Below are 22,657 nucleotides of genomic sequence, written 5' to 3'. Positions count from 1 at the left end.
CGGCGTTTTTGTTGGCGCGCTCGCTGAATCAGCGGTTACGCGTCAGCAGCGCAGGCTTCTCGCCACGCGGACGGCTTGGCAGCTGTTCGAGCTGTTCGGCAGTCGGGAAGCGGTCGATCTTCGACTCTTTGTGCACAATCTTTGGTTGCGGCTGGCCTTCACGCGGATTACGTACGGCCGGCTCTTTGCTCGATTGTTCGTCCCGAGCCGGGCGGCGATTGCGACCGCCACCGTCACGGCTGCCACCACCATTACGGGCACCACCACCGCGCTTCTCGCCGTTGGCCGAAGCACCGCCGCCGCTGCGCGGGGCGTTGTTGCTGCGCGGCTGGCCGCCGCGTGGCTGGCCACCGGTACCGGCGCCCGCCTGGGCAGGTGCGCCCGGGCGACGGTTGCGGCCCTGGTTGCCTTTGTTCTGGTAAGGGCTGACGTAGTCGGCGCGGTTACCGAAGTTATCCACTTCGTCATCCAGAAACTCTTCCGGATCACGATTGGCTTGCACCGGCGCAGTGCCTGGCTGGGAGGACTGGGCCTGACGCGGCTTGTTGTCGCGAGGCTTGCGCTCCTGGCGGCCACCAGCGGATTTCTCCGCAGTTTTTTCCTTGTCCTTGTCGCGGCCTTTGTCTTTGCCCTGATCCTTGCCCTTGTCCTTGCGACCGCCGCTGCCGGCATTGCTGCCATCGGCACGCTGGCCACGGCCACCGCGAGGATTGTTTTGCGGGCGTTCACGGGTTTCGGGTTTTTCTGCTTCGACTTTGGACGCGTCAAAACCCATCAGGTCGCCATCAGGGATCTTCTGGCGGGTGACGCGCTCGATGCTCTTGAGCAGCTTTTCTTCATCCGGGGCGACCAGCGAGATGGCCTCGCCCGAACGACCGGCACGGCCGGTACGGCCGATACGGTGGACGTAGTCTTCCTCGACGTTGGGCAGCTCGAAGTTGACCACGTGCGGCAGCTGGTCGATGTCCAGGCCTCGGGCGGCGATGTCGGTGGCGACCATGATGCGCACGGTGCCGGCCTTGAAGTCGGCCAGGGCCTTGGTGCGCGCGTTCTGGCTCTTGTTGCCGTGGATTGCGGCGGCGGTCAGGCCGTGCTTTTCCAGGTACTCGGCCAGGCGGTTGGCGCCATGCTTGGTACGGGTGAAGACCAGAACCTGTTCCCAGGCACCCGTGGTGATCAGGTGAGCCAGCAAGGCGCGCTTGTGGCTTGCCGGCAGGCGGTAGACGCGCTGCTCGATACGCTCGACGGTGGTATTGGGCGGCGTGACTTCGATGCGCTCGGGGTTGTGCAGCAGCTTGTCGGCAAGGTCCGTGATGTCCTTGGAGAAGGTTGCCGAGAACAGCAGGTTCTGGCGCTTGGCCGGCAGGCGGGCAAGGACCTTCTTCACGTCGTGGATGAAGCCCATGTCGAGCATGCGGTCGGCTTCGTCCAGCACCAGGGTTTCGACGTGGGACAGATCAACGCTGCCCTGACCGGCCAGGTCGAGCAGACGGCCCGGGCAGGCCACCAGCACGTCAACGCCCTTGGCCATGGCCTGAACCTGCGGGTTCATGCCGACACCACCGAAGATGCAGGCGCTGACGAATTTGAGGTCGCGGGCGTAGACCTTGAAGCTGTCGTGAACCTGGGCGGCCAGTTCGCGCGTCGGGGTCAGCACCAGGACCCGCGGCTGGCGTGGGCCATGACGCTGGGACTTGTCCGGGTGACCACCGGGGAACAGGCGTTCAAGGATCGGCAGGGCGAAGCCGCCGGTTTTACCAGTACCTGTCTGGGCGGCAACCATCAGGTCGCGGCCTTGCAACACGGCGGGAATGGCCCGCTGTTGCACCGGAGTGGGCTGGGTGTAGCCCGCTGCCTCGATAGCGCGGACTAGAGCCTCGGAGAGACCGAGGGAAGCAAAGGACATGAGTAATCCTGTTCTAATGGGGGCTGAGCCCGATGGGATAATCTTGCCTGGCGCGACGGGCATCAGGTGATGCTATCGCGTCCGGTCCAGCAGGGTCTTCAATGCGCATCCGGGGCGGCGGGCGGGCTCTTGGCCGCGCTGTCCTGCCGGTCGGGATGCCTTTTGCAAGGCCGAGCGTCCGGGCGTAAGCCTGGCGGGAAGGCCCGAGTATAACAGAGCATTCAGCGCGTGCTGCGTTCCTGCTGCTCAACGGCGGGTTGAAAGTTTTCCCCGGCACTGGCGTAGCGTGCGTGCAACTCGGCATAGGCAGGCTCGCGCTTGAAGCGCCGCAGTTCGGCGGCAAAGCGCTGGGCCAGCAGGTCCATGCCGACATTGCGGCGTACTGCCAGGTACTGGCTCTGGCGGCTGATCACCAGCGGTAGCTCACTGATCTGCTGCTCCAGGCCCAGGTTGCGCACCAGGTAGCGACCCACCCGGCGGTCGGTGATCAGCAGGTCGATGCGCCCACGCTGCAGTTTGCCGAAGTTGGCCTCGTGGGTGGGTGCGGGCTCGCGGGTGAACAGCGGCGAATCGATGAACGCCGCGCCGTAGCTGTAGCCGGGCGAGGTACCGACCGTCAGGCCGCGCAGGTCTTCCAGGCGCTTGATCTTGTGTGGGCGGTCGTTGGCGTAGAACAGGGTGAATTCGACGTCGGACAGCGGCTCGCTGGGGTAGAACAGCTGGCTGTCGCGCTGTTCGGTCTGGAAGATGTCCAGTACGCCATCGGCCAGGCCCTGCTCGATCATGGCCAGGCAGCGCTTCCAGGGCAGGAACTGCCATTCCACCTCGACCCCCAGGCGCTTGAACACCTCGGCGGTCACCTCGTAGTCGATGCCTTTGGCCTGGCCGTCCTCAAGGTACACATAGGGCGCCCAGGGTTCGGTGACGATACGCAGCTTCTCGCCGTGGGCAAAGGCACTCAGGCAAGTGAGAAACAGGGCGGTCAACAGGCGGGTGAAATCGGGCATGGCTGGAGATTACGACGTGTGCACGGCTATGGCTAGTAGCCGTGCATGTCGATCCAGCCGGGTTGTCAGCGCTGTGATCGCTTTAACAGGGAGTCACGCACGGTGCCATGCTTGCGGCCCAGCGACAGGCGCATGCCTGGGTGCGCGAACCACTGGTGCAGGGTGTCGGGGCAAATCGGCCGTGGATGGCGGGCCTTGGCGTTGTCGAGGGCTTTTTCCCACCAGGCCGAAGCGCACGCGCGATCGAACTCGTTGGGGTAGTCGTAGCAGCCGTTGAGCAATTCGCGCATGAACTGGCGCTGTTCGGCCGGCAGAGTCAGGCTCAGTGCCTTGTAGCCCAGGCGTTGCAAGGTCGGCGGCTTGGGCAACTGAGCGTTGACCCGGGCGACATCGGCAAGTGCCTCGGCGCTCAACGGTGCTTGCTGGTGCTTGGCCAGCCAGGCCTGGACCTTGGCTCGGAACAGCCGCTTGCGGCTCCAGTAGTGATGGATGAGGTCGGTGCACTGGTTGACCTGCATATGCCGGTAGGCTGCGACAGCCAGGCAGAACTCTTCCAGGGTGTAGGCACCCTTGGCATGGGGATAGTACTCGTCCATCAAGGCGATGGAGCGATCGAGCAGCGGCGCGTCTTCCTGCACCAGGCCGATGACTCCGGAGTTCAGCAGCGGCATGTGCTGGTCTGCCAGGTCGCGCTCCTTGAGCATGGATGCCAGGGTCTGGAACAGCGGGCAGTGCGGATCATCGCCGTAGGTGCTGCCGATGGCGTTGCACAGCAGAGTGCCTGGCTTGACCCGGCGAAACAGTTCGATGGGCGACTGATGGAAAAAGGTGTCGGTATCGATCAATACGGCCATGGGCGCGCTGGCCAGCACCTGGCGCAGCACCACGTGCTTGCTGCGAAAGTGATACCCATAGGGCTGGTTCCAGGCTTCACGGGTTGCCTGGTCCAGTAGATGAACGGTTACCGGCAGGTGCTGGTAAGGTTCGGGATTGTCGCTGTAGACCTGGATGTCGAGTGCTTCCCCCGGGGTCTTGCGCAGGTTGGCCAGGGCGCTGACGATACTGAACTGGGCTTCCTGATGATAGGTAGGTGGCCCGAAGACCAGGTAAACGAGTTGCGGTCGAGCAGGGGTAAGTCCTTGGCGCATGTAGGCACGAAAATCCGTCAGGGGGAAGAATGCAGAAAAGGCCCTTAGCGTAAGCGAAAGGCCTTTTCAGAATTCTGAAGCAATTGTTACCAGTGGTGTAGCGGGTCGATCAGCGGGGCAACTTGAGGTTGTTCCAGATCGCCAGGCTCGGATCGGCCTGGTTCAGGGTATAGAAGTGCAGCCCTGGTGCGCCGCCTTGCAGCAATTGCTCGCACATGCGGGTGATGATTTCTTCACCGTAGGCCTGAATGCTCTTCACATCATCGCCATAGGCTTCCAGCTGCTTGCGGATCCAGCGCGGGATCTCGGCGCCGCAGGCGTCGGAGAAGCGCGCCAGCTTGCTGTAGTTGGTGATCGGCATGATCCCCGGTACTACAGGAATATCCACACCCATCTGCTGCACGCGCTCGACGAAGTAGAAGTAGCTGTCGGCGTTGAAGAAGTACTGGGTGATGGCGCTGTTGGCACCGGCGTTGGCCTTGCGCACGAAGTTCTTCAGGTCATCTTCGAAGTTGCGCGCCTGAGGGTGCATCTCCGGGTAGGCGGCGATTTCGATATGGAAGTGATCGCCGCTTTCCTGGCGGATGAACTCGACCAGTTCGTTGGCGTAGCGCAGCTCACCGCTGGCCATGCCCATGCCCGACGGCAGGTCGCCGCGCAAGGCGACGATACGCTGGATGCCGGCTGCCTGGTACTGGGTCAGCAGCGAGCGCAGGTCGTCCTTGCTGTCACCGACGCACGACAGGTGCGGCGCCGCCGGGACTTTCACTTCGCTTTCCAGCTGCAGCACGGTGTTGAGTGTGCGGTCGCGGGTCGAGCCACCGGCACCGTAGGTGCAGGAGAAGAAATCCGGGTTGTAGCTGGCCAGCTGGCGGGCAGTGGCGAGCAGTTTTTCATGTCCAGCATCGGTCTTGGTCGGGAAGAACTCGAAGCTGTAACGACGTTCCTGAGACATAGAAGATTCTCTTCAGCGGCAAGCTACAAGCCGCAAGCGACAAGCAGAAGCGGCGCGAACCGCTTGCAGCTTGCCGCTTGCAGCTACCAACTATCAGTAACGGTAGGCGTGTGGCTTGAACGGCCCTTCAATAGTCACGCCGATGTACTCGGCCTGTTGCGGGGTCAGTTGGGTCACTACGCCACCGAAGCCGCGGACCATTTCCAGGGCCACTTCTTCGTCGAGTTTCTTCGGCAGGACTTCAACGGTCAGGCGCTCGGCTTTCTGAGCGGCTGGCAGGTCGGCATACTTCTGCTCGAACAGGAAGATCTGCGCCAGGACCTGGTTGGCGAACGAGCCGTCCATGATCCGGCTTGGGTGGCCGGTAGCGTTGCCCAGGTTCACCAGGCGGCCTTCGGCCAGCAGGATCAGGTAGTCGTCGTTCTGTGGGTCGAAGTCGCCATGGCCGGTACGGTGAATCTTGTGTACCTGTGGTTTGACTTCTTCCCAGGCCCAGTTCTTGCGCATGAAAGCGGTGTCGATTTCATTGTCGAAGTGGCCGATGTTGCAGACCACGGCGCGCTTCTTCAGGGCCTTGAGCATATTGGCGTCGCAGACGTTGACGTTACCGGTGGTGGTCACGATCAGGTCGATCTTGCCCAGCAGGGCCTTGTCGATGCTCGCTTCGGTACCGTTGTTGATACCGTCGATGAACGGCGAGACCAGCTCGAAACCGTCCATGCAGGCTTGCATGGCGCAGATCGGGTCGACTTCCGAAACCTTGACGATCATGCCTTCCTGACGCAGCGACTGGGCCGAGCCCTTGCCCACGTCACCGTAACCGATGACCAGCGCCTGCTTGCCCGACAGCAGGTGGTCGGTGCCGCGCTTGATGGCGTCGTTGAGGCTGTGACGGCAGCCGTATTTGTTGTCGTTCTTGCTCTTGGTGACCGAGTCGTTGACGTTGATCGCCGGGACTTTCAGCTCGCCCTTGGCCAGCATGTCGAGCAGGCGGTGCACGCCGGTGGTGGTCTCTTCGGTGACGCCATGGACGCGATCCAGAACAGCCGGGTACTTCTTGTGCAGCAGCTCGGTGAGGTCGCCGCCGTCGTCGAGGATCATGTTGGCGTCCCATGGCTGGCCATCCTTGAGGATGGTCTGCTCCAGGCACCACTCGTACTCTTCTTCGGTTTCGCCTTTCCAGGCGAAGACAGGGATGCCGGCAGCGGCGATGGAGGCAGCGGCCTGGTCTTGAGTCGAGAAGATGTTGCAGGACGACCAGCGCACTTCGGCACCCAGGGCAACCAGGGTTTCGATCAGCACGGCAGTCTGGATGGTCATGTGGATGCAGCCGAGAATTTTCGCACCCTTGAGCGGTTGCTCTTCCAGGTACTTGCGGCGCAGGCCCATCAGCGCAGGCATTTCCGATTCAGCAATGATGGTCTCGCGACGGCCCCAGGCGGCCAGGGAGATATCGGCGACTTTGTAATCGGTAAAACCAGCAGGCGTGTTTACAGCGCTCATTGAGAGCCTCCATTCGTAGTGTGCGAATGGGCGCCGTTGTGCGTTTAGTGTCCGCAGGCAGGCCTTGCGGACAACGCCCCATCCGAGCCTGACAGGTTTAACCTGCTGCAGCGCCCCTCGGACAGGTGGCGGGAACGGTGGCCAATGCGGCCACCGTCGAATAATGCCGGGCGATTATAGCCGGGCTTTTCGAGCTTCCCAAGCGATAAAGACAAATCAAAGACTCAGTCTGTCGGCTCCGTCACCACCAGGTCCAGGTGCAGGCTCAGGTGGGCCAGTGGCTCGCAGTCCTGGGCCAGTACCGCGACCTGCCAGGTGAGTTTGAATTCGCCAGGCTGGTCGCTGCGCAGTTGCCAGTGGTAATCGTCGACCTCGCGGCTCGACGGTTGCAGAGGGGCAGAGGCTTCGGGAAGTGCCAGGCGCAGGCTGCGCTGTTCGGTCAGCTCGATAGCCAGCGGCGGCACGCTGGCAGGGCTGTGGCTGAAGAGTATTTCCTCGCCGAGCAGCGCCACCGGGACCACGCGCAGCAGCAGCGTTTTCCCGGCCTCGACGGTCAGTCGCGGCGACTCGACAAGCAAGGGGGCATCCGTTTCCGGGCGGGAGTGCAGGATGCAGAGGTGGCGGGGATCGAGATCGGCGGGCGAGTCGGGGTCAGTGGGTAGCGGGTCGAGATCGGCAAGCAGGCCCTTGGCATCGACGATCAGCAAAACGTGTTCGGGTTTCTCCGTGGTCATGATGAGCTCCTTCCATGAGCACCAATTGGGGCGGACTTTGATGTGCGCCGCCGGCTGGCCGGCGGCGCTTGCCCTGGATCAGTTGGTGATGGTGATGAACGGATCCCATTCGAAGTAGCCACAGCACTTGCAATCACGATCGACGATCATGAACTTGAAGTGGTAAGTGACCTGGCCTTGCGCGAGCAGGTCGCCGCGCCAGTAGTAGTTGTCGTTGACCTGGCATGTCGGCACGGTCTTGTTGTTGGCGTTAGGCACGGCCGTTTGCACTTTGGCCTTCAGTGCGCGAGGGTCTTCCAGCAGTTGGTGATTCGGGTCGGTGGAAACGAACCCATAAAGGATCACCGACTGCTCGAAACCAAACGAAATGCTCGTTTCACGCCAGCGGATAACGTCACCCACACGGCCCTTAAGGTGCAACTCGCCACCGGCCTGGCCGGCGATGACGTTGTCCTGGTAGGTAACCATGTAGATATGTTCCGGCGGGATGAACGTGGGCTTGTTCGGGTCCTTGCTCGGATTGGGGAATTTCTTGAGGATGGTTTCGGTGTCGAAATTGATGCTGACGTCGATGACTCTGGACATGAGTGGATTCCTTTTCACTGTTCGAGTAGGTCAATGGTGAGCCTCAGTTGCTCTCCACTGGCACTGCCCGGAGCTTCGCTGCCTGCGATGCCGGTTCTGCCGCGCCGTATGCCAAGTTCCGGTTGTCCGACTACCTGGAGTGATCTGCGGATCACATGCTCAGGCTAGACGCATCAAACGGGGTGTCAAAGGGCAACCAGTGGAATTTCCATGGCTACTGACCAATGGTCGTATTGGTCGATTCCACCCGAATGGGACTACCATGTAGAGCGAGGGCCGGAGGGCTGTGTTGCCCTTCGCTGCCCGACTTTCAGAGGCTATGCAGGTCAGGAGTACAGATGAATTTCCACACCCGCAAATGGGTCAAGCCCGAAGACCTCAACCCTAATGGCACCCTGTTCGGCGGCAGCCTGCTGCGCTGGATCGACGAAGAGGCGGCGATCTACGCGATCGTGCAGCTGGGCAACCAGCGCGTGGTGACCAAGTACATCTCCGAGATCAACTTCGTCAGCGCCTCGCGCCAGGGCGACATCATCGAGCTGGGCATCACCGCCACCGAGTTCGGCCGCACCTCGGTCACCCTCAAGTGCGAAGTGCGCAACAAGATCACCCGCAAGAGCATCCTCACGGTCGACCGCATGGTCTTCGTCAACCTGGGTGAGGACGGCTTGCCGGCGCCGCACGGGCGCACCGAGATCAAGTACATCAAGGATCAGTTCGATACCGCGGTAGAGTAACAACAGCATCGCGGGTCAAGTCGGGTCGCCGCACCGCCGCTCCCACCTAGATCCCTGTGGGAGCTGGCTTGCCAGCGATAGCGGCCTCAAGGCTGCTCGGTAACCCCACGCACCACCCGCCCGATCGTCAGGCCCTGCAACAGGATCGACGACAGCACCACGATGTAGGTAATGCTCAGCAACAGGTCGCGCTCGGTACCGGTTGGCAGCGACAGGGCCAGGGCCACCGACACGCCACCGCGCAAGCCACCCCAGGTCAGGACCCGCACGGTGCCACGCGGCACCGGGCGCCAGCGGCGCAGCATGACGATGGCCGGGGCCACGGTCAGCAGGCGCGACAACAGGATCGCCACCGCCAGCACGCCGGCGGCCGCCAGGTGCATCCACGAGAACGGCAGCAGTAGCAGCTCCAGGCCGATCAGGGCGAACAGCAGGGCGTTGAGCATGTCGTCGATCAGTTCCCAGAAACCGTCCATGTAACGACGGGTCATGTCGTTCATTGCCAGGTTGCGGCCAAGGTTGCCGATGATCAGGCCGGCGACCACCATGGCGATCGGCGCCGAAACGTGCAGCTCGTAGGCCATGGCCGAACCGCCGATGACCAGTGCCAGGGTCAGCATGACCTCGACCTGGTACTGCTCGATGCTCTTGATCATGCGGTAGGTGATGTAGCCCACCAGGCCGCCGAACACGATGCCGCCAATGGCTTCGCGGGCGAACAGGATCGCGGTGTCAGCCACCGTTGGTGTTTCGCCGAGTTGGGCGATGCCCAGCAGCACGGTGAACACCACAACGGCGGTACCGTCGTTGAACAGCGACTCACCGACGATGGTGGTCTTCAGTGGCTTGGAAGCATTGGCAGTACGTAGCGCGCCGAGTACCGCAATCGGGTCGGTCGGCGAGATCAGGGCACCGAACAGCAGGCAGTAGAGCAGGCTCACGTGCCAGCCGAACAGGGCGAAAATCCAGTGGGCGAGAAAACCGATGACCACAGTGGCGATCAACACGCCGACGGTCGCCAGCAGGCCAATCGGCCAGCGATAGCTGCGCAGGTCGGCAAGGTTTACATGCAAGGCGCCAGCGAACAGCAGGAACGACAGCATCCAGTGCATCAGCAGATCGTTGAAATCGATCTGGTTCATCAGGCCTTGCACGCGTTCTTCCAGGCCGGGGTAACCGATCACGCTCAGGCCTTGCAGCAGCAGCGAGAACAGCAATGCGGTCACCATCACGCCGATGGTCGGGGGCAGGCCGATAAAGCGGTAATTTACATAGGTGAGGAGGGTGGTCAAACAGATAAACGCAGCAACGAGCTCAAGCATCCTAGGTCCTGTAGTGGCTTCCAAGTCGACACCCGATAACCTCGGGCATTTCTTTGATGACCTGCCGAGGGCTTCGGGACACACTTTTGACTGGATGCGTTGACCGCGTTCAGCCGATTTCGTTTCCAGCACCCGGCGCCGAAGTGGTTATATAGCGGCTGGCCATTGATGACCTCTCCTGTCTTGCCAAGGACCTTTGCGTGCTCGCCACTTCACTGGTACTGGTCGCCGCGCTGCTGCACGCGACCTGGAACACCCTGATCAAATTCAGCGGCGAACGCCTGCTGGTGATTGCCAGCATGGACGTGGTAGCGCTGGTGTTTGCCGTTGCCATGGTGGCGTTCGTCCAGGTGCCGCCGGCTGAAGTCTGGCCGTGGATGCTGGCGTCGGCGCTGTTTGAACTCTTCTATCGTTTTCTGCTGATTCAAGCCTATCGGGTCGGCGACCTGGGGCTGGTCTACCCGCTGATGCGCGGCTTGTCGCCGCTGGTGGTGCTGGCGCTGACCCTGACGTTTGCCGGCGAATCCCTGAGCAGCCAGCAGATTATCGGCATCCTGCTGATCCCCTGTGGCATGGTGTGTCTGCTCTGGCAGGGCGGCGGCGGTGACCGATTGCCCTGGTCGATGCTGCCGGTGGTGGCACTGATTGGCCTGTGCATCGGTTGCTACACCTGGCTCGACGGTCAGGCAATCCGCCTGTGGTCGCAGCCGCTGGACTATCTTGTATGGCTGACCCTGGTCAGTGCCTGGCCGTTTCCGCTGCTGGCAGGGGTGGCCCGACGCGCGCCGTTCATGCTGTTCTGGCGTCTGCAGTGGCGGTTGGGGCTGGCGGTGGGTTTTTGCGTGTTGTTCAGCTACGCCCTGGTGCTCTGGGCCATGCAGTTGGGCTCGGTGGCCGAGGCCGCGGCGCTGCGCGAGGTCAGCGTAATCCTGGTGGTGCTGTTCGGCATGCGCTACCTCAAAGAACCTTTTGGCGGGCCGAGGCTCTTAGCCTGTGCGCTGGTGCTGATCGGCATGCTGATCATGAAACTCTGATAATTCTACTGACAAGGACCTGGCCATGACCGTTGCCTTCTGGTGTGTACTGATTGCGTTGTTCCTGCCCATTGTGTGTACCAGCATCGCCAAGGTTGGCAGCGGGCGCTTCAACCTGCGCCAGAACCACGACCCGCGGGCTTTCCTCGACAAGCTCGAAGGCTTTCCGCGTCGGGCCCACGCGGCGCAATTGAACAGTTTCGAAGCTTTCCCGGCGTTCGCCGCAGCAGTGATCATCGCCGACATCGTCGGCAATGCCGAGCAGGTGACCCAGGACGTGCTGGCGGTGCTCTACATCACCAGCCGCCTGCTCTACATCATCTGCTACCTGGCCGACTGGGCCGCCCTGCGTTCGCTGGTGTGGTTCGTTGGCCTGGGCCTGATCGCGTCGTTCTTCTTCGTCTCGATCTGAACCGTATCATGGCACCTGGGGCACGGCCGGCAGGGCTGTGCCCTTGGGCCACAACAGCCAAATCTGACCCTGCTGCTTCATGTCACCGGCCAGCTTGCCAGCTTCACTGCCGGTGCCCCAGAACAGATCGGCGCGCACCTCTCCGGTGATCGCCCCGCCGGTGTCCTGGGCGGCGACCGGGCGCACTACCGGGGCCCCGTCAGGGCGGGTGGTGGACAGCCACAGCAGACTCCCCAGCGGAATCACCTTGCGATCGATGGCTACGCTGTAACCTGCGGTCAGCGGCACGTTGAGCGAGCCTCGTGGGCCTTCGTTGCTGTCCGGGCGAGTGCTGAAGAATACGTAGCTGGGATTGCTCGCCAACAGCTCCGGTACCCGCGTAGGGTTGCTCTGTGCCCAGGCATGGATGCTGCCCATGGTCACTTCTTCTTTTTTCAACTGCCCCTGTTCCACCAGCCAGCGGCCGATCGGGCGATAGGGGTGGCCGTTCTGGTCGGCGTAACCGATGCGCAGCTGGCGGCCGTCTTCCAGTTGAATGCGGCCCGAACCCTGGATCTGCAGGAACTGCAGGTCCATCGGGTCGGTCAACCAGGCCAGTACCGGTGCCTTGGCGCCCTGGGCATTGATGGTTTCTGCGGTGTCATAGGGTTTGAGCACCCGGCCTTCAAGGCGGCCGCGCAGGCGCTTGCCCTTGAGCTCGGGATAGACGCTGTCCAGGGCTACAACGATCATGTCGTCCGGTACGCCATAGATGGGCACATTGGCGCTGTCGGTCTGGGCCAGGCTGCCGGGGTAGACCGGCTCGTAGTAGCCAGTGATCAGGCCATTGGCGTTGTTCTCGGCCGAACGCATGCTGTAGACGTCCAGCTGCGCCTGGAGAAAACTGCGTACTTCAGCCGGGCTTGAAGGAACGGCTGCCGCTGCCGTGCAGGTGTTGGCCCAGACTGCATCGCGCTTGAGTCGCTCGCAGGCACTGCGCCAGGATTCGAAGCCGGCTACCAGGTCGCTATCGCTGACCTGTGGCAGGTCTTTCCAGGTAGCGCCGACATAGGTGGCCAGCGGGTGTGGCTTTGGTTTTTCCGGCGCGCTGCCGTTGCAGCCGGCCAGCAGGGCCAGCACTGACAGGGTCCAGCCAAGGTGGCGCAAAGGAAGTTTCATCAACGAGGTTCCTCGGCGGTTTGCGGGGCTTCCAGCGTATTTTGCAAACCGTAGTTTTAATAAGGGTATTGGTCTTTGCCGGTGAGGCGAGGATACTGGCCGCCTTTTTCCGTGAGCCGAAGTGATCAAGATGCTCAAGCGACTTTCTGTGGTACTGCTGGCGTGTTTGACCCTGAGTGCCTGTGGCGGGGTCGATCCCAACTCGCCATTGGGCCAGCGCAAGACGATCTTCAAACAGATGCTCAAGACCAGCGAAGACCTGGGCGGCATGCTGCGCGGGCGCCTGGCGTTCGACGGGCAGAAGTTCGCCGATGGCGCGGTCAAGCTCGATAACCTGTCCCGTGAACCGTGGAAGCACTTCCCGCAGGTTCGCGAAGAGGATGATACCAGCGCCCGCACCGATGTCTGGGAGAAGCAGGCGCGCTTCCAGGACCTGGCACGGCAGATGGAAGCCACCACCGCCGAACTGGTGGCGGTGACCCGTGCCCAGCCGCTCAAGGCCGCGCAGCTGACCGAGCCGATGAACAAGGTCGAGGCGGCGTGCAAAGCCTGTCATACCGAGTTTCGAAATCACTGAGTGATCAAGGGGCGCGGGGCGCCCCATCGCTGGCAACGCCAGCTCCCACAGGGTGCACGGCAAGTCACATTGTGGGAGTTGGCTTTGCCGACGATGGGCTGCGTAGCAGCCCCAATGTTCCCGCCTGCTGTTACTTCTCCAACTCATCCAGGGCGTGCTGCAGCTCCTGCTTGGACTCGGCCAGCTTGTCCTTGCGCTTGTTGATCTTCTCGGCATCGCCTTTCTTCATGGCCTTGTCCAGGTCCTTGGTACGCTGGTTCACTTCGTGGCGGGCGTCGAGGACTTTCTGCTCGCGCTCCTTGCGCAGGCCGGCGTCGGTGCAGTGCTCATTCACTTCGCTCAGCGCCTTTTCCAGACCAGCTTGCTGATCGCTGTTGCCATGGGCGCGAGCCTGTTCGATCTGCTCGCTGATGGCTTGCTTCTTGGCTGCGCAACCGGTCAGGCCTGGCTGTTGTTCGGCAGCCAGCAGGGGCGTGGCCAGGAGTGAACAGGCGGTGAACAGGGCAAGCGGGGAAAGCAGTTTCATTGGGGGCTCCGTTGTCGCGGGCTTGGCAGAATCCATGATGCTGCCTTGATCCGGGAAAATTAGAAACCCTCGATTGTGTGTCTGCGCAATTGTTCGGCCACTATTTGCACCTCCGGGGAGCGGAAAAAAGCCAATAGCTGCGCACTGCGACCCGGGCCTATGCCTGGTTCTGCCAACCACTGCTCGGCATCGCGCTGGAGCAGATCTGCCCAGGTGAGCGTTGGCTTTAACGGGATTGCGGCCGGTACGCCCAAAGCGCTGAGCCAGCGCGCAAAGGGTTGCTGGCGGGCCTGGTCGAAGGCATGCAGCAAGTGCTGGCGGCTGCTTTCGCCAAGTCCAGGTACCGACTGCAAGTCTTCGTCCTGCAGGTCCAGCCAGTCGCCCAGGCCTCGCACATGACCACTGTCGATCAGTTTTTCCCAGGTGCCCGGTCCCAGTCGCGGCATGTTCAGGCCTTGCTTGCCACTGAGCCAGTTGAGGCGGGCGATGAACTGGCGGCGGCAGCCATCGCTAGGTTGCCAGCAACTGAGCGGGTGGTACCGGGCAGGGTCCGGAACCGCGAGGTCCATGCGCTGAACACTGCGCAGTACTACCTCATCCAGGCGCGGGATGGTCAGCCCGGCCAGGCTGATGGCAACCTGGTCGCCGGGGCGGATGTCCAGCTGCTGCCAGCGCTGAAAGGAACCGAGGCTGACCTGGCGGATCTGCCGGTCATCCAGTTGCACCGGCTCGATTTGCAGCACCGGGGTGATGCGCCCGGTGCGACCGATAGTGAACTGCACGCCACGGACTTCGGCCAGGGCCTGGGCAAAGGGGTACTTCCAGGCCGTTATCCAGTATGGGTCGCGTGCTTGCCAGCGGGTGCCGTCCGGGCGCTTGCCCTGACGCAGCACAACGCCGTCGCTGGCGAAGGGTAGTGGGCTGCGGTACCAATGCTCACGCCATCTGGCTGCATCGGCAAAGGTGCTCAAGGGTTCGCTGTACCGCTCGCTGTATTCGAAGCCCAATGCACTCAAGCCCTTGAGCCGCTCGCGCTGGTCGGCCGGCCCCAGCGGCCAGGCCCAGACAAACAATCCGACCACAGCGCCCTGTTCGGCACTGATGCGTTTGCGCGCGAGCAGGCCGGCGACATTGCCGCGGGCGTTGAGGCTGCCGGCGTTGGCTTGCACGTGGCCGTCCAGGCGCCAGAACAGTTCGCCCTGGAACACCAGGTCGAGGGGCTCGGGAAGCTGCTGGTTGAGTGTGGCCAGAGCCGGTATGTGCCGGCTCCAGTCATGGCCATGGACGCCATCGCCACGGCTGATCAGTTGCACCAGCTTGCCGCCGCGATAGACCAGGGTGGCGGCCACACCGTCGACCTTGGGCTGAATCCACAGGTCTTGCTTGTCATGCAGCCAGGCTTTGACTGCGGCATCGTCGGCCAGCTTGCCCAGGCCGGTATGGGGAATCGGGTGGCGCAGAGGGCCGACGGCGTGTTTCAGTGGGTTGCCCTGCGACTTTGTCGGCGAGGGGAAGCAGCTTTGCAGATGCGTCAGGCGCGTACGGCTCTGGTCATAAAGTTCGTCAGCGACCAGCGAGACCCCCTGGCGATGATAGTGGTCGTCCCAGTCGGCAAGGGTTTGCTGGAGCTGGCGGACTTCTGCCCGGGCCTGAACGGGCGTCCAGGCGGGGCAGGTCTGCGCGTGTGCCGGGAGCAGCCAAAAGAAGAGCAGAAGGGACAACAGGGACTTGTGCAGCATGGCGAGCATCCTTGCTCGTGATGGAATGCATAGCCTAGAAAAGTTTGGTGGCGTTAGCAGTCCTCAACTGTCAGGTCATGTTGCGTACTTCATCGCGGGGCAAGCCCGCTCCTACAAAAAAGCCCCAGCCGAGTGACCGGCTGGGGCTTTTTTTACAACTTCAGCTTTTACAGACCGGCAGCGGCGCGCAGGGCGTCGACGCGGTCGGTGCGTTCCCAGGTGAAGGTGGTGAAGGTGTCGTCGCCGACGGTCTTCTGTTGCGGGATACGGCCGAAGTGACCGTAGGCAGCAGTCTCCTGGTACATCGGGTGCAGCAGGTCGAGCATGGTGGTGATTGCGTACGGACGCAGGTCGAAGCACTCGCGAACCAACTGGACGATCTTGTCGTCGGAGATCTTGCCGGTACCGAAGGTGTTCAGCGAGATCGAAGTCGGCTGAGCGACGCCGATGGCGTAGGAAACCTGGATCTCGCAACGCTCGGCCAGGCCGGCGGCGACGATGTTCTTGGCCACGTAGCGACCGGCATAGGCGGCAGAACGGTCAACCTTGGACGGGTCCTTGCCGGAGAACGCGCCACCACCGTGACGGGCCATGCCGCCGTAGCTGTCGACGATGATCTTGCGGCCGGTCAGGCCGCAGTCGCCTACCGGGCCACCGATGATGAACTGGCCGGTCGGGTTGATGTGGAACTGAGTGTCCTTGTGCAGCAGTTCAGCCGGCAGGGTGTGCTTGACGATCAGCTCCATCACCGCTTCCTGCAGGTCTTTTTGCGACACTTCAGGGTTGTGCTGGGTCGACAGCACCACGGCATCGATACCGACTACCTTGCCGCCTTCGTAACGGCAGGTAACCTGCGACTTGGCATCCGGGCGCAGCCACGGCAGCAGGCCGGACTTGCGCGCTTCGGCCTGGCGCTCGACCAGGCGGTGCGAGAAGCAGATCGGTGCTGGCATCAGCACGTCGGTCTCGTTGCTGGCGTAACCGAACATCAGGCCCTGATCGCCGGCGCCCTGGTCTTCAGGCTTGCTGCGGTCAACGCCCTGGGCGATGTCTACCGACTGCTTGCCGATGATGTTCATGACCGCGCAGGTCGCGCCGTCAAAGCCGACGTCGGAACTGTTGTAACCGATGTCGACGATCACTTTACGAACGATGTCTTCCAGATCGACCCAGGCCGAGGTGGTGACTTCGCCAGCGATGATCGCTACGCCGGTTTTCACCAGGGTTTCGCAGGCCACGCGGGCGAACTTGTCCTGGGTGATGATGGCGTCCAGCACCGCATCCGAAATCTGGTCGGCGATTTTGTCCGGATGCCCTTCAGACACGGACTCGGAGGTGAAAAGGGAGTATTCGCTCATCTCGACGGGTTCCTAAAATTTACCGATGGTGATGTCGCCAGCCGGTCGCTGAAAATGGCGGACCTGAATCTGGAAACCATTACGTAAGCCCACATAGAGGCTGTCCCCGGGAGCCAGTCCCGCAGCGCTGGCCCAACGGGCCAGGTCGTCCTGCTCGAAGCCCAGCCAGATATCGCCACAGGCCTCTCTGGCCCAGCTCTGGTCGTGGCTGCACAACTCTGTTACCAACAGGCTGCCGCCTGGTTTCACACGGTTGGCCAACTGCCGCAGGGCTTCGGCCGGGGCGCTGAAATGGTGCAGGACCATGTTCAGCACTACGCAGTCGGCTTCCACATCCGTTGCACTGAGTGCATCGGCCAACTGCAGGTTCACATTAGCCAGACCTTCGCGCACGCAGACCCGGCGGGCCAGGTCAAGCATGGTCGGGCTGTTGTCCAGGGCGGTGACCCGGGTAAAGCGCCGGGCCAGCTCGGGAAGAAATTCGCCATCGCCGGGGCCCACTTCAAGGGCATCGGCGCCGGCTTCAAAACTGAGTTTGTCGAGCAAGGCCAACAGGCTTTCGCGGTACTGCGGCAAGCCGGCAATCAAGTCCTGCTGTGCGCGAAACTTCTCTTCGACTCGCAGGAAAAAGTCCTGGCTGGTGGCCGCCCGACGTTGTTGCACCTGAGCGATACGGGCCTGGACATCATCGGCCAGGGTCAGCCCGTCGACCTCCTCAAGCAATGCCGCATGCAGCTTGCCACCGAGGCTGAGGCCGTCGGGCAGGGCGCGGCGGTAGAAGATCGCATTGCCTTCGCGGCGGGTCGCCACCAATCCGGCCTGGGCCAGCACCTTGAGGTGGTGGCTCATGCCCGACTGGCCAATGGCGAAGATCTGCGCCAGTTCCAGCACGCCGAACGAATCGCTGGCCAGTGCGCGCAATACGTTCAGGCGCAGCGGGTCGCCGCCGGCTTTGCACAGGGCAGCCAGCGCATCGCTTTGCTCTTGGCGGATCGACGGCACGGGTAGGTTCATGGAGCGGCAGTCTAGTCAGGCAACGATAACGTCGCAAGGTCAATATCAAAAAGTTTTGATATTGCGCGATAGGCGGGGCAATTCGTCGCAGGCTGTGCGACCGATCCGGCTGTTTGCCCGGGTTAACGCCTGATTCTTCTCTCATTCACAGGAAAATCATGCTGCATCGACCATCCGTCATTGCCCCCGGGTACGTGCCTGGGCGAAAATGGCCGCCTTTTTTCGTTTCGTAACTAATTCAACACCCAGGAGATAAGCGATGCCCAGCCGTCGTGAGCGTGCCAACGCCATTCGTGCCCTCAGCATGGATGCCGTGCAAAAGGCCAACAGCGGCCACCCCGGTGCCCCTATGGGCATGGCGGATATCGCCGAGGTTCTTTGGCGTGATTATCTGAAGCACAACCCGACCAACCCGAGCTTCGCTGACCGTGACCGCTTCGTGCTGTCCAACGGCCACGGTTCGATGCTGATCTACTCGCTGCTGCACCTGACCGGCTACGACCTGTCGATCGACGACCTGAAGAGCTTCCGTCAGCTGCACAGCCGTACCCCGGGCCACCCGGAGCTCGGTTACACCCCGGGCGTCGAGACCACCACCGGGCCACTGGGTCAGGGCCTGGCCAACGCCGTTGGTTTCGCCCTGGCTGAAAAAGTCCTGGCTGGCCAGTTCAACCGCAAGAACCACAACATCGTCGACCACCACACCTATGTGTTCCTGGGTGATGGTTGCATGATGGAAGGCATTTCCCACGAAGTCGCTTCCCTGGCCGGTACCCTGGGCCTGGGCAAGCTGATCGCCTTCTACGATGACAACGGCATCTCCATCGACGGCGAAGTCGAAGGCTGGTTCACCGATGACACCCCGAAGCGTTTCGAAGCCTACAACTGGCAGGTGATCCGCAATGTCGACGGCCATGACGCCGACGAGATCCGCACCGCCATCGATACCGCGCGCAAGAGCGAGCAGCCGACCCTGATCTGCTGCAAGACCATCATCGGTTTCGGTTCGCCGAACAAGCAGGGCAAGGAAGATTGCCACGGTGCTCCGCTGGGCAACGACGAAATCGCCCTGGCGCGCAAAGCGCTGAACTGGAACCACGGCCCGTTCGAAATCCCGGCTGACATCTACGCCGAGTGGGACGCCAAGGAAGCCGGCAAGGCCGTTGAAGCCGAGTGGGACCAGCGTTTCGCGGCCTACTCCGCGGCTCACCCTGAGCTTGCCAACGAACTGGTGCGTCGCCTGAGCGGTGACCTACCGGCTGATTTTGCCGAGAAAGCAGCGGCCTACATCGCTGAAGTCGCGGCCAAGGGCGAAACCATTGCCAGCCGTAAAGCCAGCCAGAACGCCCTGAACGCCTTTGGCCCGCTGCTGCCTGAACTGCTCGGCGGTTCGGCTGACCTGGCCGGTTCCAACCTGACCCTGTGGAAAGGCTGCAAAGGCGTCAGCGCCGAAGACGCCAGCGGCAACTACATGTTCTACGGCGTGCGCGAGTTCGGCATGACCGCAATCATGAACGGTGTTGCCCTGCACGGCGGTCTGGTGCCTTACGGCGCCACCTTCCTGATGTTCATGGAATATGCCCGCAACGCAGTGCGCATGTCGGCGCTGATGAAGCAGCGGGTCATCCACGTCTACACCCACGACTCCATCGGTCTGGGCGAAGACGGTCCGACCCACCAGCCGATCGAGCAACTGACCAGCCTGCGCAGCACGCCGAACCTGGACACCTGGCGCCCAGCCGATGCCGTCGAGTCGGCGGTATCCTGGAAGTTCGCCCTGGAGCGTAAAGACGGCCCGTCGGCGCTGATCTTCTCGCGTCAGAACCTGCAGCACCAGGAGCGTGATGCCGAGCAGATCGCCAACATCAGCCGCGGTGGCTACGTCCTCAAAGACTGCGCAGGCGAGCCTGAGCTGATCCTGATCGCCACCGGTTCCGAAGTCGGCCTGGCGGTTCAGGCCTTCGACAAGCTGACCGAGCAAGGCCGCAAGGTACGCGTGGTGTCCATGCCGTCGACCAGCGTGTTCGATGCCCAGGAGGCTGGCTACAAGCAGTCGGTGCTGCCGCTGGAAGTCGGCGCGCGTATCGCCATCGAAGCGGCCCATGCCGACTTCTGGTACAAGTACGTCGGCCTCGAAGGCCGCGTCATCGGCATGACCACCTACGGCGAGTCGGCACCTGCGTCGGCCTTGTTCGAAGAGTTCGGTTTCACCCTGGAAAACATCCTGGGTACTGCTGAAGAGCTGCTGGAAGACTGATCCCGTTTCCCTGTGGGACTGGCGTCGGCTTCATCGCTGGCAAGCCAGCTCCCACAGGGGCTGCGGTGATCCCTGTGGGAGCTGGCTTGCCAGCGATTGAAGTCAACTCGATTCCCGCAGGTTGCAGATAACGCTTCTGTTCCGTGAGCATCCCATGCCCCAAACGCGTCCTTACAAAGTTGCACTCAACGGCTACGGCCGTATTGGTCGTTGCGTCTTGCGCGCACTCTTTGAGCGGGGGGCGAAGGCGGGCTTCGAGATCGTTGCACTGAATGACCTGGCCGACCAGGCCAGTATCGAATACCTGACACGCTTCGACTCCACCCACGGGCGTTTCCCCGGTGAGGTGAAGGTCGACGGCGATTGTCTGCATATCAATGGCGACTGCGTGAAAGTATTGCGCAGTGCCACCCCGGAAGGGGTCGACTGGGCGGCGCTCGACGTCGATCTGGTGCTGGAGTGTTCCGGTGCCTACAACACCCGCGCCGATGCCCAGCGTTTTCTCGACGCCGGTGCGCCGCGGGTGCTGTTCTCCCAACCCATGGCCAGTGAGGCAGATGTCGACGCCACAGTGGTCTACGGGATCAACCAGGATTGCCTGGATGGCACCGAGAGGCTGGTCTCCAACGCCTCCTGCACCACCAACTGCGGCGTGCCGCTGCTGCGCGTGCTGGACCAGGCCTTTGGCCTGGAGTACGTGTCGATCACCACCATCCACTCGGCGATGAACGACCAGCCGGTCATCGACGCCTATCACCACGAAGACCTGCGCCGTACCCGTTCGGCGTTCCAGTCGGTGATCCCGGTGTCCACGGGCCTGGCCCGCGGCATCGAACGGCTGCTGCCGGAACTTGCCGGGCGAATTCAGGCCAAAGCCGTACGCGTGCCGACCGTTAACGTGTCGTGCCTGGACATCACCCTGCAGACCGCCCGCGACACCACTGCGGCCGAGGTCAACCGGGTGCTGCGCGAAGCCGCCCTGAGCGGCCCGCTGCGAGGTCTGCTGGCCTACACTGAACTGCCGCACGCCAGCTGTGATTTCAACCATGACCCGCATTCGGCGATTGTCGATGCCAGCCAGACCCGCGTTTCCGGCCCCCGGCTGGTCAACCTGCTGGCCTGGTTCGACAACGAATGGGGTTTTGCCAACCGTATGCTCGACGTTGCCGATCACTTTCTGCACGTCGTCAATCAAACCCGCTCCACTTGTAAACAGCCCTGAAGGACTGCATTCATGACCGTGTTGAAGATGACCGACCTCGATCTGCAAGGTAAGCGCGTACTGATCCGCGAAGACCTCAACGTGCCTGTGAAGGACGGTGTGGTTGCCAGCGATGCGCGCATCCTCGCTTCGCTGCCGACCATCAAGCTGGCCCTGGAAAAGGGCGCGGCCGTGATGGTCTGCTCGCACTTGGGCCGCCCGAGCGAAGGCGAATTCTCCGCCGAGAACAGCCTCAAGCCGGTCGCCGAGTACCTGAGCAAGGCCCTGGGCCGCGACGTGCCGCTGGTTGCCGACTACCTCGACGGTGTCGAAATCAAGGCCGGTGATATCGTCCTGTTCGAGAACGTGCGCTTCAACAAGGGCGAGAAGAAGAACGCCGACGAGCTGGCGCAGAAGTACGCCGCCCTGTGCGACGTGTTCGTGATGGATGCCTTCGGTACCGCTCACCGCGCTGAAGGCTCGACTCACGGTGTCGCCAAGTTCGCCAAGGTGGCTGCTGCTGGCCCGCTGCTGGCCGCCGAACTGGATGCCCTGGGCAAGGCCCTGAAAGCCCCGGCCAAGCCGATGGCGGCCATCGTTGCCGGCTCCAAGGTCTCGACCAAGCTGGACGTGCTCAACAGCCTGAGCCAGATCTGCGACCTGCTGATCGTCGGCGGCGGCATCGCCAACACCTTCCTGGCCGCTGCCGGTCACCCGGTTGGCAAGTCGCTGTACGAGCCAGACCTGATCGACACTGCCAAGGCCATTGCCGCCAAGGTCAACGTGCCGCTGCCGGTGGACGTAGTCGTGGCCAAGGAATTCGCTGAAAGCGCTGAAGCGACCGTCAAGCTGGTTGCCGACGTTGCCGAAGACGACATGATCCTGGACATTGGCCCGCAAACCGCAGCCAACTTCGCCGAGCTGCTGAAGTCGTCGAAGACCATCCTGTGGAACGGCCCGGTTGGCGTGTTTGAATTCGACCAGTTCGGCAACGGCACCAAGGTGCTGGCCCAGGCCATCGCCGACAGCACTGCGTTCTCCATCGCCGGTGGTGGCGATACCCTGGCAGCCATCGACAAATATGGCGTAGCCGAGCAAATCTCCTACATTTCTACCGGTGGCGGTGCATTCCTAGAGTTCGTAGAAGGTAAAGTGCTGCCGGCCGTTGAAATGCTGGAACAGCGGGCCAAGGCCTGATCCATTCGGCCTGGCAAAGGGAGCGACCCGATGGTCAAGCAATTGCCTGTGATTATCCTGGCCGGGCTGCTCGGCGCTTGCTCCAGTAACCCGGAGCAGGCGACGCCAAAGCCCGGCGCGCCGAAAGGTGGCTGTTATCAGTCTGAATGGCAGGCCGAGACGGTACCGGTGATCAACAAAAGGCTGGGCCCGGATGGCCTGGAGAAATACGACGACGAACATCAGCACCGGGCCCCGGGGTGCCCTTGATCGGTTCAGGGCAACCTACCGGCCGGTTTGTGGTCTGC

The 22,657-nt window shown here is 62.3% G+C and carries 21 protein-coding genes and 1 riboswitch; of the genes, 8 read left to right on the top strand and 13 right to left on the bottom strand.

All coding sequences use genetic code 11. The annotated features are described in order from the left end of the window. Positions 1-28 precede the first annotated feature (28 nt). From ABM562_RS01170 to ABM562_RS01140, 7 genes are all read right to left on the bottom strand, one after another. Positions 29-1,906, bottom strand: coding sequence for a DEAD/DEAH box helicase (locus tag ABM562_RS01170; protein WP_115089235.1), 1,878 nt, complete (start codon positions 1,904-1,906; stop codon positions 29-31). 221 nt (positions 1,907-2,127) lie between these two features. Then, positions 2,128-2,913, bottom strand: coding sequence for a substrate-binding periplasmic protein (locus tag ABM562_RS01165; RefSeq protein WP_346617682.1), 786 nt, complete (start codon positions 2,911-2,913; stop codon positions 2,128-2,130). Between the two features lie 65 nt (positions 2,914-2,978). Then, the gene (locus ABM562_RS01160; RefSeq protein WP_460420523.1) at positions 2,979-4,061 is read right to left on the bottom strand and encodes a hypothetical protein; all 1,083 of its coding nucleotides are present in this window, start codon (positions 4,059-4,061) and stop codon (positions 2,979-2,981) included. A 109-nt stretch (positions 4,062-4,170) separates the two neighbouring features. Continuing rightward, entirely contained in the window at positions 4,171-5,016 is an 846-nt protein-coding gene (gene metF, locus ABM562_RS01155; RefSeq protein ID WP_115089232.1) for a methylenetetrahydrofolate reductase [NAD(P)H], read from the bottom strand. Positions 5,017-5,109: 93 nt separating this feature from the next. Further along, positions 5,110-6,519: an adenosylhomocysteinase gene (gene ahcY, locus ABM562_RS01150; protein ID WP_460420521.1), complete on the bottom strand. Its 1,410-nt coding sequence runs from the start codon at positions 6,517-6,519 to the stop codon at positions 5,110-5,112. Between the two features lie 21 nt (positions 6,520-6,540). After that, positions 6,541-6,644: riboswitch (S-adenosyl-L-homocysteine riboswitch) on the bottom strand. A gap of 99 nt (positions 6,645-6,743) precedes the next feature. Then, positions 6,744-7,253, bottom strand: coding sequence for a hypothetical protein (locus ABM562_RS01145; RefSeq protein ID WP_115089230.1), 510 nt, complete (start codon positions 7,251-7,253; stop codon positions 6,744-6,746). Between the two features lie 78 nt (positions 7,254-7,331). After that, on the bottom strand, positions 7,332-7,838 hold the full coding sequence (locus ABM562_RS01140) for an inclusion body family protein (RefSeq protein ID WP_115089229.1): 507 nt from the start codon (positions 7,836-7,838) through the stop codon (positions 7,332-7,334). Positions 7,839-8,176: 338 nt separating this feature from the next. Between ABM562_RS01140 and ABM562_RS01135 the strand changes: the two genes are divergently transcribed. Next, positions 8,177-8,575 carry an acyl-CoA thioesterase gene (locus ABM562_RS01135; protein ID WP_115089228.1) on the top strand — a complete coding sequence of 133 codons (399 nt, stop codon included), beginning with the start codon at positions 8,177-8,179 and terminating at the stop codon, positions 8,573-8,575. A gap of 86 nt (positions 8,576-8,661) precedes the next feature. Here the strand turns inward: ABM562_RS01135 and ABM562_RS01130 are convergent, their stop codons facing one another. Then, positions 8,662-9,897 (bottom strand): cation:proton antiporter, encoded by a 1,236-nt coding sequence (locus ABM562_RS01130; RefSeq protein ID WP_115089227.1) that lies wholly within the window; start codon positions 9,895-9,897, stop codon positions 8,662-8,664. A 200-nt stretch (positions 9,898-10,097) separates the two neighbouring features. Here ABM562_RS01130 and ABM562_RS01125 point away from each other — a divergent pair, with 200 nt between their 5' ends. Together ABM562_RS01125 and ABM562_RS01120 are read left to right on the top strand one after the other, a co-directional pair. Beyond that, complete coding sequence (locus tag ABM562_RS01125; protein WP_346617680.1) at positions 10,098-10,931, top strand: EamA family transporter; 834 nt, start codon at positions 10,098-10,100, stop codon at positions 10,929-10,931. Positions 10,932-10,956: 25 nt separating this feature from the next. After that, positions 10,957-11,343 (top strand): MAPEG family protein, encoded by a 387-nt coding sequence (locus tag ABM562_RS01120; RefSeq protein WP_115089225.1) that lies wholly within the window; start codon positions 10,957-10,959, stop codon positions 11,341-11,343. Between the two features lie 6 nt (positions 11,344-11,349). Here ABM562_RS01120 and mltA read toward each other — a convergent pair whose 3' ends face one another. Next, complete coding sequence (mltA, locus tag ABM562_RS01115) at positions 11,350-12,501, bottom strand: murein transglycosylase A (protein ID WP_115089224.1); 1,152 nt, start codon at positions 12,499-12,501, stop codon at positions 11,350-11,352. Between the two features lie 130 nt (positions 12,502-12,631). Between mltA and ABM562_RS01110 the strand changes: the two genes are divergently transcribed. Continuing rightward, complete coding sequence (locus ABM562_RS01110; RefSeq protein WP_115089518.1) at positions 12,632-13,078, top strand: c-type cytochrome; 447 nt, start codon at positions 12,632-12,634, stop codon at positions 13,076-13,078. Positions 13,079-13,208: 130 nt separating this feature from the next. On the opposite strand, the gene ABM562_RS01105 is transcribed toward ABM562_RS01110, so the two are convergent. From ABM562_RS01105 to ABM562_RS01090, 4 genes are all read right to left on the bottom strand, one after another. After that, positions 13,209-13,604, bottom strand: a complete 396-nt coding sequence (locus tag ABM562_RS01105) for a DUF1090 domain-containing protein (RefSeq protein ID WP_115089223.1) — start codon at positions 13,602-13,604, stop codon at positions 13,209-13,211. A gap of 59 nt (positions 13,605-13,663) precedes the next feature. Next, positions 13,664-15,343, bottom strand: coding sequence for an NAD-dependent DNA ligase LigB (ligB, locus tag ABM562_RS01100; protein WP_460420516.1), 1,680 nt, complete (start codon positions 15,341-15,343; stop codon positions 13,664-13,666). Positions 15,344-15,510: 167 nt separating this feature from the next. Beyond that, entirely contained in the window at positions 15,511-16,701 is a 1,191-nt protein-coding gene (gene metK, locus ABM562_RS01095) for a methionine adenosyltransferase (protein ID WP_038997515.1), read from the bottom strand. Between the two features lie 12 nt (positions 16,702-16,713). Then, positions 16,714-17,715 (bottom strand): ArsR/SmtB family transcription factor, encoded by a 1,002-nt coding sequence (locus ABM562_RS01090; protein WP_460420514.1) that lies wholly within the window; start codon positions 17,713-17,715, stop codon positions 16,714-16,716. Positions 17,716-17,974: 259 nt separating this feature from the next. Between ABM562_RS01090 and tkt the strand changes: the two genes are divergently transcribed. From tkt to ABM562_RS01070, 4 genes are all read left to right on the top strand, one after another. After that, on the top strand, positions 17,975-19,972 hold the full coding sequence (gene tkt, locus ABM562_RS01085) for a transketolase (protein ID WP_115089220.1): 1,998 nt from the start codon (positions 17,975-17,977) through the stop codon (positions 19,970-19,972). A gap of 154 nt (positions 19,973-20,126) precedes the next feature. Further along, positions 20,127-21,194, top strand: a complete 1,068-nt coding sequence (epd, locus tag ABM562_RS01080) for an erythrose-4-phosphate dehydrogenase (protein WP_115089219.1) — start codon at positions 20,127-20,129, stop codon at positions 21,192-21,194. 12 nt (positions 21,195-21,206) lie between these two features. Then, the gene (locus tag ABM562_RS01075; protein WP_115089218.1) at positions 21,207-22,370 is read left to right on the top strand and encodes a phosphoglycerate kinase; all 1,164 of its coding nucleotides are present in this window, start codon (positions 21,207-21,209) and stop codon (positions 22,368-22,370) included. Between the two features lie 30 nt (positions 22,371-22,400). Further along, positions 22,401-22,619 (top strand): hypothetical protein, encoded by a 219-nt coding sequence (locus ABM562_RS01070; protein WP_115089217.1) that lies wholly within the window; start codon positions 22,401-22,403, stop codon positions 22,617-22,619. Positions 22,620-22,657 lie beyond the last annotated feature (38 nt).

The organism is Pseudomonas sp. ZL2 (assembly GCF_054788455.1).
This window is presented reverse-complemented; position numbering and strand designations above follow the sequence as displayed.

Coding starts and splice junctions, on each gene's coding strand:
- ABM562_RS01170 (WP_115089235.1), bottom strand. CDS start 1,906: ATGTCCTTTGCTTCCCTCGGTCTCTCCGAGGCTCTAGTCCGCGCTATC.
- ABM562_RS01165 (WP_346617682.1), bottom strand. CDS start 2,913: ATGCCCGATTTCACCCGCCTGTTGACCGCCCTGTTTCTCACTTGCCTG.
- ABM562_RS01160 (WP_460420523.1), bottom strand. CDS start 4,061: ATGCGCCAAGGACTTACCCCTGCTCGACCGCAACTCGTTTACCTGGTC.
- metF (WP_115089232.1), bottom strand. CDS start 5,016: ATGTCTCAGGAACGTCGTTACAGCTTCGAGTTCTTCCCGACCAAGACC.
- ahcY (WP_460420521.1), bottom strand. CDS start 6,519: ATGAGCGCTGTAAACACGCCTGCTGGTTTTACCGATTACAAAGTCGCC.
- ABM562_RS01145 (WP_115089230.1), bottom strand. CDS start 7,253: ATGACCACGGAGAAACCCGAACACGTTTTGCTGATCGTCGATGCCAAG.
- ABM562_RS01140 (WP_115089229.1), bottom strand. CDS start 7,838: ATGTCCAGAGTCATCGACGTCAGCATCAATTTCGACACCGAAACCATC.
- ABM562_RS01135 (WP_115089228.1), top strand. CDS start 8,177: ATGAATTTCCACACCCGCAAATGGGTCAAGCCCGAAGACCTCAACCCT.
- ABM562_RS01130 (WP_115089227.1), bottom strand. CDS start 9,897: ATGCTTGAGCTCGTTGCTGCGTTTATCTGTTTGACCACCCTCCTCACC.
- ABM562_RS01120 (WP_115089225.1), top strand. CDS start 10,957: ATGACCGTTGCCTTCTGGTGTGTACTGATTGCGTTGTTCCTGCCCATT.
- mltA (WP_115089224.1), bottom strand. CDS start 12,501: ATGAAACTTCCTTTGCGCCACCTTGGCTGGACCCTGTCAGTGCTGGCC.
- ABM562_RS01110 (WP_115089518.1), top strand. CDS start 12,632: ATGCTCAAGCGACTTTCTGTGGTACTGCTGGCGTGTTTGACCCTGAGT.
- ABM562_RS01105 (WP_115089223.1), bottom strand. CDS start 13,604: ATGAAACTGCTTTCCCCGCTTGCCCTGTTCACCGCCTGTTCACTCCTG.
- ligB (WP_460420516.1), bottom strand. CDS start 15,343: ATGCTGCACAAGTCCCTGTTGTCCCTTCTGCTCTTCTTTTGGCTGCTC.
- metK (WP_038997515.1), bottom strand. CDS start 16,701: ATGAGCGAATACTCCCTTTTCACCTCCGAGTCCGTGTCTGAAGGGCAT.
- ABM562_RS01090 (WP_460420514.1), bottom strand. CDS start 17,715: ATGAACCTACCCGTGCCGTCGATCCGCCAAGAGCAAAGCGATGCGCTG.
- tkt (WP_115089220.1), top strand. CDS start 17,975: ATGCCCAGCCGTCGTGAGCGTGCCAACGCCATTCGTGCCCTCAGCATG.
- epd (WP_115089219.1), top strand. CDS start 20,127: ATGCCCCAAACGCGTCCTTACAAAGTTGCACTCAACGGCTACGGCCGT.
- ABM562_RS01075 (WP_115089218.1), top strand. CDS start 21,207: ATGACCGTGTTGAAGATGACCGACCTCGATCTGCAAGGTAAGCGCGTA.
- ABM562_RS01070 (WP_115089217.1), top strand. CDS start 22,401: ATGGTCAAGCAATTGCCTGTGATTATCCTGGCCGGGCTGCTCGGCGCT.